Here is a 15,108-nt window from a genome sequence, read left to right as displayed (position 1 = left end):
TGCCATGACGTCTCAGCGCATTGCACAAGGGTTTGTTATTACGACGGCGGTCGCGGCGGCGGCGCTGATGCTCACCGCCTGCGGACAGAGCCAGCCGCAGGCGCAGGGGACGACGACGCCGGTGACGAACTCCGCCAGCCCGTCCAGCACTCCGTCATCTCCGGGCGCGTCCGCGTCGCCGTCGGCGACCAACACCCAGGCCGGTCCCGCGCTCTGCAAAGCGGCCACACTGTCGGCGGCTACCGATGCGTCCGGCGGCGGCGCGGCGGGCAGCGTCTACATGAAGCTGAACCTCACGAATACGGGAACGGCGCCCTGCCTGCTCAAGGGCTACCCGGGGGTGTCACTGACCGCCAACGCCGACGGTGCACCGATTGGTGCGGCGGCAACCCGCGACGAATCCACCCCCGTCGCGGACGTCCTGCTGGCGCCCGGCCAGACCGGAACCACTGTCCTCCGCTACACCCAGGCCGCGAACTACAGCGACTGCACGCTGACGGACGCGGCCGGTTACCGCATCTACCCGCCCGAAGACACAGCGTCGTTGTTCCTGCCCCAGCCCACCAGCGCGTGCACTAATGCGAACATCGCCCTCCTGAGCGTCGGAGCCTTCCAGCCTGCCTGAAAATGTGGGAAGGATTCGGTCCGCTGCCAGGTTAATTCGCCGGCTGCAGATGGGTCCGGAGTTCCTCGAGTGTCGGCGGATTTGCGCCGGGCCGCCGCACCGTGATGGCGGCCGCCATCGCAGCTGTGCGTCCTACTTGCTCAAGAACAGCGGGTGCCAAGCCATCGGGTCCCGCAGGCGAGGAGTCCCAGGATCAGGGCTGCCATATACGAGTCCCCGGCGCCAATCGTGCCAGCGACCCGGGAGGCCTCTGCCGGGATGCTGGTGTGCCGTGACCGCGAATTCTTCAGTCAGGCGAAGAACTGCGTGACGTTCAGGTTGTTTACGGTGGCTGTGCCACCGATGGAATAGAGCGCGAGGTCGGTACTGGTGGGTGCCGGGAAGATCAGCTCGGTCATGGTGACCTGGCCGTCCTGGGCGAAGACCTCAACGGAGCAGCGGTCCACAAAGATGGTGAGCTTGTAGTCACCGTCGATAGCCCGGATAGCGGCGGAGTCGATGGAGGCGAAAGTTTCGTGGAAACCTGTCTGCCCGGAATCGCGCCGGTCAACGACGAGGGTGCCTTCAACGGGTCTGATGCCGATGCGGGTTCCCTGGCCGCCGTTGCCGCGGACCACAAGCCCGAATTCCGTGGCGCTTCCGGGCCTCAGGGTGACATCGATGCGCTGGACGCTGCCCGCTGCACCATCAAGGATGTGTGTACCGTCGGCGATTTCCATATGCGCAAGCCTGAACGCCCGGGCAGGGTCGGAAATCGAGGCGAAATCTCCGGTGGCCTCTTGAATCAGTCGCGCATTTCCGTCAATGGTGCGGAGGGATACTTCGCGGGCCAGCGTCATGGGGCTGCGCCAGGGCGAGGTGGGGATCTGATTCGCGTATTCCCAGTTGTTCATCCAGGCGATCATGAGGCGGCGGCTGTCGGGGGCATCACTGAAGGAGACTGCGGCGTAGTAGTCCCGTCCCCAGTCCAGCCACTGGTACTCGCCCAACCGGTCCGGGTCCTGGAGTCCTTCGGTCACGGTGGTGGCCGAGGTGAACGTGGTCCCGTCGAAGTCACCTACAAAGTACTGTCCGGCGGAGCCGTTGTTGGGTCCGCCGGGGTTGAGGTTCACGGTGAGGACCCACTGAACGTTCTCTGGGTCGCCGTCGACGGGGAGGGGGAAGAGATCAGGGCATTCCCAGACGCCTCCGGTGGCGTTAGCCGGGCCGAAGGTGCTCAGCATCTCCCAGCTCTTCAGGTCCTCGGACTTGTAGAGCACCACTTGGAAGTCCTTGGCTTCCACGGCGACCATGACCCAGTAACTGCCGGCACCGCCGTCGTACCTTATGACCTTCGGGTCGCGGAACTCGGCGGATCCGCGGTTCAGTACGGGGTTGGCGGTGTGTTTGGTCCAGGTGTGGCCGCCGTCGCGGCTGTAGGCGAGGGACTGGGCCTGGAGGCCTTCGTGCGCGGAGCCGGGTTTGAAGGCGCTGGTGTAGACGGCGACCAGGGGCGGAGCCGAGTCGGTCCCGAATCCGCTGGTGTTGTCCCGGTCGAAGACGATGCTGCCGGAGAAGATGTCTTCTTCCTCGTCACAGGAGATGGCGACGGGGTGTTCGGTCCAGGTGGTCAGGTCCGGGGAGGTGGCGTGTCCCCAGGACATGTTGCCCCAGACGTTATCCAGCGGGTTGGTCTGGTAGTAGAGGTGGAAGACGCCGTCGTGGTGGATGAGGCCGTTGGGGTCATTGAGCCACGTGTTCCGGGCGGCGTAGTGCAGGGCCGGGCGGAAGGTGTCGGCCGTGGTGGCGGTCGCGGCAGTCATGAAGGTGAGGTCTCGTTTCTGTGCAGGTCTGCGGAGAACCCTTGTCCGCAGGGTTCCCTGAACGTGGGGTGGGCCGGTTTGCGCCGGCCCACCCGGCTTCTCGGAGCTAGGAGTTCTTTTTGTAGCGGTCGTAGGCCTGCTGGTAGACCTCGATCATTTTGTCGATGCCGACGTTTTTGAGCTGGGTGACGTAGCCGTCCCATTCCTGCTCGATGCCGCCGGAGACGATCCACTTGGCGACGTTCTGCTTGACCAGCGAGGTGGTGTCCGTCTGGATGGTGCTGATCTGCTGCAGTTCTTCGTTGGAGAGGGCCACCGGGGGGTAGCCGTCGTTGCCGGCGAAGGGCTTGTAAAATTCGTTGACGACCTTCTGGCGTTCAGCGGCACGCGGTTCGGGAGCGACGACGGTTGTGAAGTTCTCTGCGGTGTTCGCCTTCGGGCCGCCCGGGGCGACCTTTTGGCGTCGTTCGCCTTCGCTGGTTCCGGCCGGGGCGGGGATCTGGGTCAGGAGGCCGCTGGCGTCCTTCTGGAGGGTTTCACTGACGGGTCCCCAGTTCGCTTGGGCGGACTGGATGGGGTCGTAGAGGTTGTCGGCCCAGCGCATGGTCGCGGCCGGGTATTTGTTGGTCCGGGTGATGGCGAAGGCGCCGCGGGCGATTTCCTGGTTGTTGGACTGGCTGGCGATCCGTTTGCCGTCCACGCCTTCAAGCACGGGGACGATGGAGTAGTTGTTGGCGCGGTCAGCGCCGACCATTTCGGGGATTTCCCACCAGACAAAGGAGCCGAGGTTTTCCGTGGCGGACTTGCCCTTGGCCAGGTAGGCCTTGTCGTCCTGGGAGAAGGATTCGGGGTCGATCAACCCTTCCTTGTACCACTCGTGCAGGGTCTGGATGGCCTTCTTGTAGCCGTCCTGCGTGGCGGTGAAGATGACTTTATCGTCCTTGACGATGCGGTGGTCCATGTTGTCCGGCACTCCGCCAAGGGCCGCGATGAGGTCAACGATGTCGCCGGTCCAACCGCCGGGCCTGAAGCTCAGCGGGAGGGTCCTGCCGGTCCCGGACGCGTCCTGGGTCTTGAAGGCCAGCAGGGCGTCGTGGAACTCGTCGATGGTCTTCGGCATCGGGATGTTGAGCTTTTGCAGCCAGGAAGTGTTGATGATCAGTTCATTGGGGAACTGGACCAGGCCGAGTTCTTCCACCGATGGAAGGGAATAGATGTGCCCGTCCGAGGAGGTGATGGCTGCCTTGATGTCCGGCCGTTCGGAGAGCAGCTTGGAGAGGTTGGGTGCGTTCTTTTCGATCAGGCCCTCGAGTGGGATGAGGGTGCCGCTGGCGGAGTAGGTGGCGATTTCGGCGTCGGTCAGGCCGGTGTTGAAGAAGGCGTCGGGCAGGTCCCCGCTGGCGAGGATGAGGTTCTTTTTTTCCTGGAAGACCGTTTCGGGCAGGTTTTCCCAGTTGATGTGGATATTGGTGGTTTTTTCCCATTCCTGCACCACGGTCATGGTGTTGTAGTCCGGCGCCAGGGCGGTCTTGGTGCCGGAGAATGTCAGGTCGAGTTGCTTGCTGACGATCGGGAAGCCTGTTTGCTGGAAGCCGAACTCGGCGGAGGCGTCTTTGATCTCCGTGGTGCCGGAGCCTCCGCCGGAGCAGGCGGTGAACATCAATGTTCCGGCCAGGACGGCGCCGAGGGCGGCGTATTTACGGCTGAGTGACATGGTCATTCCTATTCTGAGGTGGGTTCTTGCGGTGGGTGTGCTGCCGTCCGACGGCGGTTGCCAGGGCGGTCGATGCGGGGAGGTGCTATTTGACGGCGCCGATCATGGCGCCCTTGGTGAAGTGCTTCTGCATGAATGGCAGGGCAATCATGAGTGGCAGGCTCGAGACGACGATCATGGCGTATTTGGTGAGCTCTGCGATCCGTTGCGCGGCGGCATAGGATTCGATGTCCCCGCCGGTGGTTCCGGTGGAGGAGACGTCTGACTGGATGAGGATGTTGCGCAGGACGAGCTGCAGCGGGTATTTGGAGTCGTCGTTGAGGAAGATCAGTGCGTCGAAGAACGAGTTCCACTGGGCCACGACGTGGATCATGATCATGAGCATGATCAGCGGTTTGGACAGTGGGAGCACCATTTTGAAGAAGAATTTGAAGTCGGTTGCCCCGTCCATCTGGGCGGCTTCGCGTAGCTCGTTCGGAATGGTGTGCTCGAAGAAGGACCTGGCGATGATGAGATTCCAGACGCCGACCGCGCCGGGAAGGACCACTGCCCAGACGGTGTCCAGCATGCCCAGGTCGCGGACCACCAGATACTTGGTGATGAGGCCGCCGTCGAAGAACATCGTGATGACGAACAGGAGCATCAGGATCTTCCGGCCCGGCATGTCCTTGCGGGACAGGGCGTAGGCGCCGCACAGGATGGTGCTGACGCTGACGGCGGTACCGAGCACGGTATAGATGACGGTATTGCCCAGGCCATTCCAGATCCGGCTATCGGCGAAGATCCGTTCGTAGCCTTCGGTAGTCATACCGGAAGGAAACAGCCAGACCTTACCTTCGTAGACGGCATTCGGGTCGCTGATGGAGGCGATCACGATGAAGTACAGCGGGTACACCACGGCCAGGATGGACAGCATCAGGACAGCTGTGGCGGCGATACTGAAGGCGCGGTCGCCGTATTTGTCGCGCAGGGTCCGCTGGGGGCGGCCCTGGTTGATGGTCCGGCTCGGGGTGTCGGTTGTGCGGGGGTTGGTTGTCAGAGACATTTCGGCATCACCACAGGGTCGCTTGGTTGGCCCGCCGCGCAATCGTGTTGAAGACGAGCAACAGCGCCAGGTTGAGGAGGGAGTTGAACAGGCCGATGGCGGCCGAATAGCTGAACTGCGCCTGCTGCAGGCCCGCATGATAGACGTAGGTCTGGATGATCTCCGAGGTCGAGATATTCAGGGGCGTCTGCATCAGCAGTGCCTTCTCGAAGCCGACGTTGAGCAGGTTGCCGATGGCCAGAATGAACAGGATGGTCACCACCGGCATGATCCCAGGGAGGTCGATGTGCCGGATACGCTGCAGCTTGGAGGCACCGTCCACCTTGGCCGCGTCATGAAGCGCCGGGTCGATGGCCGCCAGCGCCGCCAGGTACACGATCATCGAGAAGCCGGCGTTCTGCCAAACATCAGAGATCACGTAGATGGGTCGGAACCACTCCGCCGAACCCATAAAGAAGATTGGCTCACCGCCGCCCAGTTGGATGGCGTTGTTCACCAGCCCCGACCGTGGGGAGAGGACCACGAACATGATGCCCACCACCACCACGGTGGAGATGAACGCGGGCGAATACAGCACCGTCTGGGTGAACTTCTTGAACTTCTCGCTCTGGAGCTGGTTGACCAGCAAAGCCAGGATGATCGGAATGGGGAAGGCAAGCAGCAGGCCCAGGACGGCGATCCACAAGGTGTTACCGACCACTTGCCCGAACTGGTAGGAGTTCACGAACCTGATGAAGTGGGTCAGGCCCACCCAGGGGCTGTCAGTGAACCCGTCCACCGGGTTGTAGTTCTTGAACGCGATCTGCACGCCGTACATCGGCCAGTATTTGAAGACCAGGATGTAGATGATCGCCGGGGTTAGTAATACGTATAACTGCCAGGCACGGGAAATCCTCTTCAGGCGGAGCGAAAGAGAATTTTTTCGTTGCGGCAACGGCGCCGCAACCGGACGCCCGCGTCGGGCCGGGATGGTGCGGCTCATGGCATCTCCTTAGGGTGGGTCACTGAGTTCCGTTCGATCAGAGGGCAGTCCATGAGCTCGACCCGGCCATCGGGTTCCGCGTCCTGGAGGATCAGGTCAACCGCGCGCCGGCCCATGGCGACGAACGGCAATTCAAAAGTGGTCAGTCCGGGGCGAAGAAACGGCGCCAGAGTCGCCTGATTATCGAACCCCACGATCGAGACGTCCCCGGGGATTGAGAGCCGCAGGTCCGAGACGGCCTGGTAGGCGCCCCAGGCGCCACGGTCATTCGCGCAGAAAATCGCGGTGGGCGGGTTGCTGGAGGTCAGCAGCTCCATCGCGTACTTGTAGCCATGTTCCTCACCGCCTTGACCGAAACGGACCAGCGACGGATCAACGTCCAGCCCCGCTTCCTCAAGTGCCGCGCAGTAGCCCTCGTAGCGGCCGACGGCGGCAGGAAGACCGCTTTCCAGGGTTTCGATATTGATCATCCCCACCCTGGTGTGGCCTGCCTCGAGCAGTCGACTCGTGGCCGCATACCCGCCTTTGACCTCGTCCGGGGCGACACTCGGGACCCGACCGACCCTGTCTTGCGAATTCAGCACTACGGACCTGACGCCCGCCAGGGCCTCCGGAACTTCCAGCCGGCGGTGATACATGGCGGCGTAGACCACGCCGGCAACCTTATAAGAGAGCATGGTGTCCAAGGAAGCGGCCTCGAGCTGCCTGTCACCACCGGTGTTTACCGAGAGCAGGAGGAGCCCGTCCTCCCATGCCCGCTGCTGCGCGCCTTCGATGATGGCGCCCGCAAAAGGAGTGGTGGCCACGGAATCGCCGATGAAACCGATCATGCCGGCCACGCCCTCGCGAAGAACTTTAGCGTGGGCGTTCGTGCGGTAGCCGAGCCGGTTCACGGCGTCCCGAACACGCTTACGCGTATCCTCGGAGAAACGCGACCCGGAGGCCGAATTCAGCACCAATGACACGGTGGCCTGTGAAACACCGGCAGCAGCAGCGACGTCGTGCATTGTCGGTCCTGACTTTGGCCGTGATCCAGCCATGATGGGCACCTCCTCGGGCCAGTTGGTTTTGTGGGTTATTCGTATAACTTCGGTCAACTGTAGCGTGCATCACATCGGGCGTCAACAGATGATCCGCATCGCTCTGGGCTCTGGGCCTGACAGACGCTGATAAGTACACTTAGCTTCCATGACGTCGCTCTGGTTGGACCGCGGGCAATCATTCAGCTCTGACCCGTTCGAGGCAGGGAGCCGCTACGACACCGTGGTGGCGGGGGCCGGTCTGACGGGGCTGGTAACCGCACTGTTGCTGGCCAGGTCGGGGCAGCGCGTCCAGGTCCTGGAGGCCAGATTTCCCGGGGCCGTGACCACCGGAAACACAACGGCGAAAGTCAGCCTGCTGCAGGGGACCGTCCTGTCTGCCCTGGCCAGACAGTACGCGCAGAAGCAGGTTGGGGCCTACGTTGAGGCCAACCGGGAAGGGCAGTCGTGGCTGCTCCGCTACCTCGACGAACACCACGTGCCGTATCAGCGCCGGGATGCCTACACCTACGCCACCACTGCCCAAGGGACCGAGCGCCTGCTTGAGGACCTCGGCGCCGCGACCACCGCCGGCCTGGACGTGGAGTACGTGCGCGATGCACGCCTCCCCTTCCCCATCCAAGGCGCCCTCCTGCTGACCGATCAGGCCCAGATCAACCCTATGGACGTCCTGGATGCCTTGCTCAGGGACGTCCGTGCCCGCGGCGGGAGCGTAGTAGGCAGGACCCGGCTGCGGAATGTCTCCGGGAGCGGACCACTAATTGTCCACACAGACCAGGGCACCGTCACCGCCAACAACGTCGTTCTCGCCACCGGAATCCCCGTCCTCGACCGCGGACTCTACTTCACCAAACTCAAACCCCTACGCTCCTACGCCGCGGCCCTGGAGCTGCCTGCCGGGGTCACCGCGCCGCCCGGAATGTACCTCTCCGCCGAGGAACCCACCCACTCCTTGCGGGATTATGAGGCTGACGGCCGTCAGTTCCTGCTTGTGGGCGGGCACGGGCATCAGGTGGGGCGGACTGAATCGGAAAAGTCCCATCTGTCGGGACTGCTCGACTGGGCTACCGGACACTTCCCGGGTGCGGTAACCACCCACACGTGGTCGGCCCAGGACTACCAGGCCACCAACCTCATGCCCTTCTTTGGCAAACTGCCACGGGGCCGGGGCCACATCTTCTTCGGCACCGGTTACAACAAGTGGGGCATGACCAACGCGGTGGCCGCCGCCCTTGGCATCTCCGCGGACATCCTCGGCGGCAGCCTCCGCTGGGCCAACACGATCCATCACCGCGTGACGTCTCCGGGCGGGGCGCTGACCGCCGTCGCCGTCAACGCGGGCGTGGCTGCGCGGCTGGCCACCGACTGGGGGAAGCTGGCGGTTGGCAAGTCGGTGAGTGGCAGGCCGGTGGTTGAGCCTGCCGAAACCGCGGTTCCGGAGGCAACTGCCGGAGGTCCCGTACCGGCCGACGACGGCGGGCGGGTATATCGCGACGGCGCCCGGCCCACGGCGGTCTCCACTGTGGACGGCACCACCTGCAGGGTCTCCGCCGTCTGCACGCATCTGGGCGGGATCGTGCACTGGAACGACAGCGAACTGACCTGGGACTGCCCGCTGCACGGCTCGCGCTTCAGCCCGGACGGCAAGCTCCTCGAAGGACCCGCCACCAAGGATCTTCCGAGGCTTGAGCAGCGTTGATCCACGCCTCCAACGCTGCCGGCAATACTGTCGGTGGGGTAGGGCATGATGGAGGAATGCAGGAGGATCAGCCCGCGGAAGCGGGCCACGCAGCCCGCCCGGCCGGGCGCAAAGAGGAACCCATGGGCCGTTTCAGCCGGCCCACGCGGGACTGGTTCCTTGGCGCGTTTGCGGAGCCCACCCCTGCCCAGACCGGCGCCTGGAACGCCATCTCGTCCGGCTCGCACGCACTGGTGGTGGCACCCACCGGTTCAGGAAAGACGCTCGCGGCGTTCCTCTGGGCCCTGGATCGTTTGCTCGTTGAGGCCCCTTCCCCTGCTCCGGAACTGGGTGACCCTGAATTGCCGGGCGTGGATGCTGTATCGGTCAAAGGGCCGGTGAAAGGGCAGGCCAAAGGACGACGCCCCCGCCCGCCCAAACGCAAGACCCGCGTCCTGTACATCTCGCCGCTGAAAGCCCTCGGTGTGGACGTGGAACGCAACCTCCGCTCGCCGCTGATCGGGATCACCCAGACTGCCAAGCGGCTGGGACTTCCAGCGCCCCTGATCACCGTGGGGGTCCGGTCCGGTGACACCACGACGGCGGACCGTCGCGCGCTGCTCAGCAACCCGCCGGACATCCTCATCACCACGCCGGAATCGCTGTTCCTGATGCTCACCTCCAGGGCGCGCGAGACCCTCACCGAGGTGGACACAATCATCGTTGACGAGGTCCACGCCGTGGCTGGAACCAAGCGTGGCGCGCACCTGGCGGTCTCCCTGGAACGGCTGGATGCGCTGCTGTCCAAGCCCGCCCAGCGGATCGGCCTCTCCGCCACGGTGGAGCCGCGCGAGTTGGTGGCCCAGTTCCTGGCCGGTGCTGCGCCGGTGGAAATCGTGGCCCCGCCGTCACGGAAAAACTGGGACCTCACCGTATCCGTCCCCGTGGAGGACATGTCCGACCTCCCGGGCGCCGCGGGCGCCTTCGACTCCGGTCCGGCATCCGGGCTGCAGCCCCAGGCCTCGATCTGGCCCCATGTGGAGGAAAAGATCGTTGACCTGGTGCTGGCCAACCAGTCCACCATCGTCTTCGCCAACTCCCGTCGCCTGGCTGAACGGCTCACGGCGCGGCTCAACGAGATCTACGCCGAACGGCAACTGATCGCGGTCGGCGGCGGCTGGGACTCGCCTGATGCTGGTGCCGCAGATCCAGGTTTTCCGTCCGGCGACGGGGCATTCAGTCCTGCTTTCAGTCCTGCCTCCACTCCTGCGTCCACCGCGACGCCGGCCCACATGATGGCGCAGGCCGGCAGCACGGCGGGAGCCGATCCTTTGCTGGCCCGAGCCCACCACGGTTCCGTTTCCAAGGACCAACGGGCACTCATTGAGGATGATCTCAAGTCCGGCCGGCTGCGCTGCGTCGTGGCCACTTCGTCCTTGGAACTCGGCATCGACATGGGCGCTGTGGACCTCGTGGTGCAGGTGGAATCACCGCCGTCGGTGGCCAGCGGACTCCAACGCGTGGGCCGCGCCGGGCACCAGGTAGGGGAAATTTCGCAGGGAGTGCTGTTTCCCAAGCACCGGGCAGACCTGGTGCACACGGCCATCACCGTGGAGCGGATGCTCGAAGGGAAGATCGAGCGGCTCTTTGTCCCGGCCAATCCGTTGGACATCCTGGCCCAGCAGACCGTCGCGGCCACCGCCCTGGGCAGCATCGATGTGGAGGAATGGTTCGCCACTGTCCGGCGGTCCGCCCCGTTCGCGTCCCTCCCCCGGTCCGCCTACGAAGCAACCCTTGACCTGCTGGCCGGCCGATATCCGTCCGATGAATTCGCCGAATTGCGTCCCCGGATTATCTGGGACCGGAACGCCGGCACCATCGAAGGCAGGCCCGGGGCCCAACGGCTTGCCGTCACATCCGGCGGCACCATCCCGGACCGCGGCCTCTTCGGTGTGTACATCATCGGCACCGAGGTGGAAGGCTCCGGTGCACCGGGCGCTGATGGCAAACCCGCCGCGTCCCCTGCCAAGGGCGGCCGCCGCGTCGGTGAGCTGGACGAGGAGATGGTCTACGAGTCCCGGGTGGGTGACATCTTTGCGTTGGGCGCCACCAGCTGGAAGATCGAGGACATCACTCATGACCGCGTCTTGGTCTCCCCCGCCTTCGGCCAGCCGGGCAAACTTCCCTTCTGGAAGGGGGACTCACTGGGGCGGCCCGTTGACCTGGGCCGTGCCCTGGGCGCCTTCGTGCGTGAGCTGTCCGCGTCCGACGTCGGCCCTGCCACCGCACGCTGCAAGGCCAGCGGCCTGGATGAATTCGCCGCAAACAACCTGATCCAGTACCTCAGTGAACAGAAGCTGGCCACCGAGGTGGTCCCCTGCGACACCACGCTGGTGGTGGAACGCTTCCATGACGAACTGGGCGATTGGCGGGTGATCCTGCACAGCCCCTTCGGGATGCCGGTGCACGCTCCCTGGGCACTCGCCGTCGGGCAGCGCCTCCACCAGCGGTACGGCCTGGACGGCTCTGCCATGGCGGCGGACGACGGCATCGTGCTGCGGGTCCCCATGATGGAGGACGAGCCGCCCGGCGCCGAGCTGTTCCTGTTTGACCCCGAAGAACTGGAGCAAATTGTCACCGCAGAGGTGGGCGGCAGTGCGCTGTTTGCCTCCCGCTTCCGGGAGTGTGCGGCGCGTGCCCTGCTCCTTCCGCGGCAAACCCCCGGCAAGCGGCAGCCGCTCTGGCAACAGCGCCAGCGGTCGGCGCAGCTGCTCGACGTCGCTCGGAAATACCCCACGTTCCCCATCGTGCTGGAGACCGTCCGCGAATGCCTCCAGGACGTGTACGACCTCCCGGCCCTGAAGGACATTGCGGCCTCGGTGGAACGACGCGAACTCAGGATCGTGCAGACCACCACACAGCAGCCCTCACCGTTCGCCAAGTCCCTGCTGTTCGGGTACGTGGCCCAGTTCCTGTATGAAGGCGACTCGCCCCTGGCCGAGCGCCGGGCCGCGGCCCTGGCCCTGGACTCGACGCTCCTGAACGAGCTGCTCGGCCGCGTTGAGCTCCGTGAACTGCTCGACGCGAAAGTCATCGAGGCCACCGAGCTTGAACTCCAGCGCCTTGCGCCGGACCGCCGGGCCCGCGGCATGGAAGGCGTCGCCGATCTTCTCAGGTTGCTGGGTCCGCTGACGCCGGAAGAGGTCGCCGCCCGCCTGGAGGCTCCGCCTGTCGAAACCCCGGAAGCCGATCCGGGGGTTGAGCCATCGCCGGGGGTTGAGCCTGTCGAAACCCCGCATGCCGACACTCCTCTGGCCACGACGCACCTGACCACACTGCTGCGGGCCAACCGGGCCATAAGAGTCAACATCGGCGGTGCCGAGCGCTACGCTGCCGTCGAGGATGCCGCCCGGCTCCGTGATGCCATCGGCGTTCCGCTGCCCATGGGCGTTCCCCTTGCCTTCATCGAACCGGTGGCAGACCCCTTGGGCGACTTGGTTTCCCGGTACGCCCGCACGCACGGACCCTTCACGTCGACGGAAGCCGCGGCCCGGTTGGGGCTTGGCGTCGCCGTGGTCAACACCGCATTGAAACGGCTCGCCGCGGACGGTCGCGTGGTAGAAGGCGAGTTCCGGCCGCACGCCGCCCCGCCGGAACAGGCGGCCAACTATGGGCCATCGGACGACACACCAGTTGAGGATGTCCAAACGGCTCAACCGCTCCCGGAAGGATCCATGCAGACGCACCTGCCCGCGCCCACCACCAGCGAATGGTGCGACGCCGAAGTGCTCCGCAAGCTCCGGCGTCGTTCGCTCGCAGCCCTGCGCGCCGAAGTGGAACCGGTGGACGCCGCCGCCTATGGGCGTTTCCTGCCGGCCTGGCAGCATGTCCGTACGCCGGGAGCCGGGCGCGGGCAGCCGTCCTTGCGGGGGCTGGACGGAATTGTCACCGCGATCGACCAGCTGTCCGGCGTGCCGGTACCTGCTTCGGCGTGGGAGCCGCTGGTCCTGGCCAGCAGGGTTTCGAACTACCAGCCCGCCATGTTGGACGAGCTCATGGCCGCCGGTGAGGTCCTCTGGTCCGGGGCGGGAGCGCTGCCTGGAAACGACGGCTGGGTCAGCCTCCACCTGGCCGATTCCGCCGAACTGACGCTGAATCCCGCCGTCGAATATGAACCCGGAGACGCGCAGCAACGCCTGCTTGACCACTTGAGGAACAACGGCGGCGGTTATTTCTTCCGCCAGCTGAAGGACGTGGCCGGTGGCATGGACGCGGTGCTCAGCGACCAGGAAGTGGTGTCCGCGCTGTGGGATCTGGCGTGGGCGGGCCGCATAACCGGAGATACCTTCGCCCCGGTCCGCGCCCTCATCGCCGGCGGCCACACGGCGCACCGCCAAGTGGCCCGCTCGCCCCGCGCCCGTGCCCCCAGGCTGAGCAGGCTCGGCCGCTCGCACGGTACCGGCCTTCTGGGATCGCCCGGGCTGGGCTCACCTGCGCTGGGCGGCGGACGGTACGGCTCATTGTCGGGCACTGCGGCAACACCCCCGCTGGCCGCGGGTCGTTGGTCTGCCCTGCCCTCGCCCGAGCTGGACGCCACCATCCACGCCCGGGCCACGGCTGAACTGTTGCTGGACCGGTATGGCGTGGTGACCCGGGGATCGGTCATGGCGGAGCAGATCCTGGGCGGGTTCGGCCTGATGTACAAGGTGCTGGCCCGGCTGGAGGAGGCCGGACGCTGCCGTCGTGGGTACTTCATCGAGCACCTCGGGGCCGCCCAGTTCGCTGTCCCCGCAACCGTGGACCGGCTGCGCTCCTATTCCGAGGACACTCAGCTGGCAAAGCCCGAGCCAATGGCATTGGCCCTTGCGGCCACGGATCCTGCTAACCCCTATGGGGCTGCTTTGTCCTGGCCTGCCCTCGACGTGGAGGCCGGAACGGGCCACCGGCCTGGGCGGAAAGCCGGGGCGCTGGTGGTCATGGTAGACGGCGCCCTGGTCCTCTATGTGGAGCGCGGCGGCAAAACGCTGCTGGCCTTCAGCGAGGACGCAGCCGTGCTGTCCGCCGCCGGCGCGGCTTTAGTAGGTGTGGTCACCCGGGGAGCCGTGGACAAGCTCATCATGGAAAAGGTCAACGGCCACGGCATCCTGGACACGCCGGTGGCAGCGGCGCTGGCCGCCGCCGGGGCATACTCCACGCCCAAAGGTCTGAGAATCCGTGCCTGAAGGTGATTCCGTCTGGCGGGCCGCCGCCGAACTGCACAAGGCCTTGGCGGGGCAGACGCTCGTTGCGTCGGACTTCCGCGTGCCGAGGTTCGCAACGCTCAACCTGGCCGGCTGGACCGTGGCGGAGGTGGTCCCGCGCGGCAAGCACCTGCTGATGCGCGTGCTGGGACCGGACGGGAATGGACCGGAGGAGCGGAAGCTCACCATCCATTCGCACCTGAAGATGGAAGGCACCTGGCAGGTCTATCCGCCGGGAGGGCGCTGGCGGAAGCCTGGATTCACCGCCCGGTGCGTCCTGCGCACGGCGGCAGCGGACGCCGTCGGATTCTCCCTGGGCATCGTGGAAGTGGTCCGTACCGCGGACGAGGACACCATCGTGGGCCACCTGGGCCCGGACCTGCTGGGTCCGGACTGGGACCCGGCCGAAGCAGAGCAGCGGATCCGCGCGGCACCCGATGTACCCATCGGCGTCGCCCTGCTGGACCAGCGCAACCTGGCAGGCATCGGCAACATCTACCGCTGCGAGGCCTGCTTCCTGTCCGGGGTGCACCCGGCGACTCCGGTCTCAGCTGTCCACAACGTCCGGATCATGATGACCGATGCCAAGCAGCTGTTGGAAGCCAACCTGGGCCCGGCACGCCGGGTGACCGTCCTCAACCCGCGAGGCATGCCCGTGGGACGGATGGCGGGCCGCCCGGGCTACTGGGTGTACCGGCGCGAACACCAGCCCTGCCTGAAATGCCGGACCCCCATCCGCCGCGGTGTGCTGGGCAAACCCAACGGCGAGGAAGAACGGGACATCTACTTCTGCCCGCAGTGCCAGCCGATGCTGCCCTGAGCGTCGTGTCCTGAGCGGTCCTAGGCAATCCCAAGCAGTCCCAGGCCGTTCGAGGCGGTCCTAGGACGCTGCTGAACAATTTGGGTGGTTTAAGGCGCGCCTGCTGGACTTGCCGGGCTGGTCGTTAAGACTGGTTGGATGCAAGGTATTGAGGACGCCCAG

General features: G+C 65.4%; 9 protein-coding genes and 1 pseudogene. 4 read left to right on the top strand and 6 right to left on the bottom strand.

Annotation, left to right across the window (positions count from 1 at the left end):
• Positions 1 to 4: 4 nt before the first annotated feature.
• Positions 5 to 625 (top strand): DUF4232 domain-containing protein, encoded by a 621-nt coding sequence (locus NG698_RS15095; RefSeq protein ID WP_252599778.1) that lies wholly within the window; start codon positions 5 to 7, stop codon positions 623 to 625.
• A gap of 31 nt (positions 626 to 656) precedes the next feature.
• Here the strand turns inward: NG698_RS15095 and NG698_RS15090 are convergent.
• The 6 genes and pseudogenes from NG698_RS15090 to NG698_RS15065 form a co-directional block, all read right to left on the bottom strand.
• A pseudogene (locus NG698_RS15090) lies at positions 657 to 888 on the bottom strand (PfkB family carbohydrate kinase); the annotation flags it as partial.
• A gap of 27 nt (positions 889 to 915) precedes the next feature.
• Complete coding sequence (locus NG698_RS15085; protein WP_252599780.1) at positions 916 to 2,427, bottom strand: glycoside hydrolase family 32 protein; 1,512 nt, start codon at positions 2,425 to 2,427, stop codon at positions 916 to 918.
• Between the two features lie 106 nt (positions 2,428 to 2,533).
• Complete coding sequence (locus NG698_RS15080; protein ID WP_252599781.1) at positions 2,534 to 4,141, bottom strand: ABC transporter substrate-binding protein; 1,608 nt, start codon at positions 4,139 to 4,141, stop codon at positions 2,534 to 2,536.
• Between the two features lie 85 nt (positions 4,142 to 4,226).
• A complete protein-coding gene (locus NG698_RS15075; protein ID WP_252610795.1) occupies positions 4,227 to 5,186 on the bottom strand; it encodes a carbohydrate ABC transporter permease in 960 nt (319 codons plus the stop codon).
• Positions 5,187 to 5,193: 7 nt separating this feature from the next.
• Positions 5,194 to 6,168, bottom strand: a complete 975-nt coding sequence (locus tag NG698_RS15070) for an ABC transporter permease (protein WP_252610793.1) — start codon at positions 6,166 to 6,168, stop codon at positions 5,194 to 5,196.
• On the bottom strand, positions 6,165 to 7,175 hold the full coding sequence (locus tag NG698_RS15065) for a LacI family DNA-binding transcriptional regulator (protein ID WP_252599786.1): 1,011 nt from the start codon (positions 7,173 to 7,175) through the stop codon (positions 6,165 to 6,167). The genes NG698_RS15070 and NG698_RS15065 overlap by 4 nt, the downstream gene beginning before the upstream one ends.
• A 181-nt stretch (positions 7,176 to 7,356) precedes the next feature.
• On the opposite strand from NG698_RS15065, the gene NG698_RS15060 reads away from it, so the two are divergent.
• From NG698_RS15060 to NG698_RS15050, 3 genes are all read left to right on the top strand, one after another.
• Positions 7,357 to 8,907: an FAD-dependent oxidoreductase gene (locus tag NG698_RS15060; RefSeq protein WP_252599788.1), complete on the top strand. Its 1,551-nt coding sequence runs from the start codon at positions 7,357 to 7,359 to the stop codon at positions 8,905 to 8,907.
• A gap of 122 nt (positions 8,908 to 9,029) precedes the next feature.
• Positions 9,030 to 14,108: a DNA glycosylase AlkZ-like family protein gene (locus NG698_RS15055; RefSeq protein ID WP_252599833.1), complete on the top strand. Its 5,079-nt coding sequence runs from the start codon at positions 9,030 to 9,032 to the stop codon at positions 14,106 to 14,108.
• Positions 14,101 to 14,946, top strand: coding sequence for an Fpg/Nei family DNA glycosylase (locus NG698_RS15050; protein WP_252599789.1), 846 nt, complete (start codon positions 14,101 to 14,103; stop codon positions 14,944 to 14,946). The genes NG698_RS15055 and NG698_RS15050 overlap by 8 nt, the downstream gene beginning before the upstream one ends.
• Positions 14,947 to 15,108 lie beyond the last annotated feature (162 nt).

This window comes from Pseudarthrobacter raffinosi (assembly GCF_023913735.1).
Taxonomy (GTDB): domain Bacteria; phylum Actinomycetota; class Actinomycetes; order Actinomycetales; family Micrococcaceae; genus Arthrobacter; species Arthrobacter raffinosi.
This window is presented reverse-complemented; position numbering and strand designations above follow the sequence as displayed.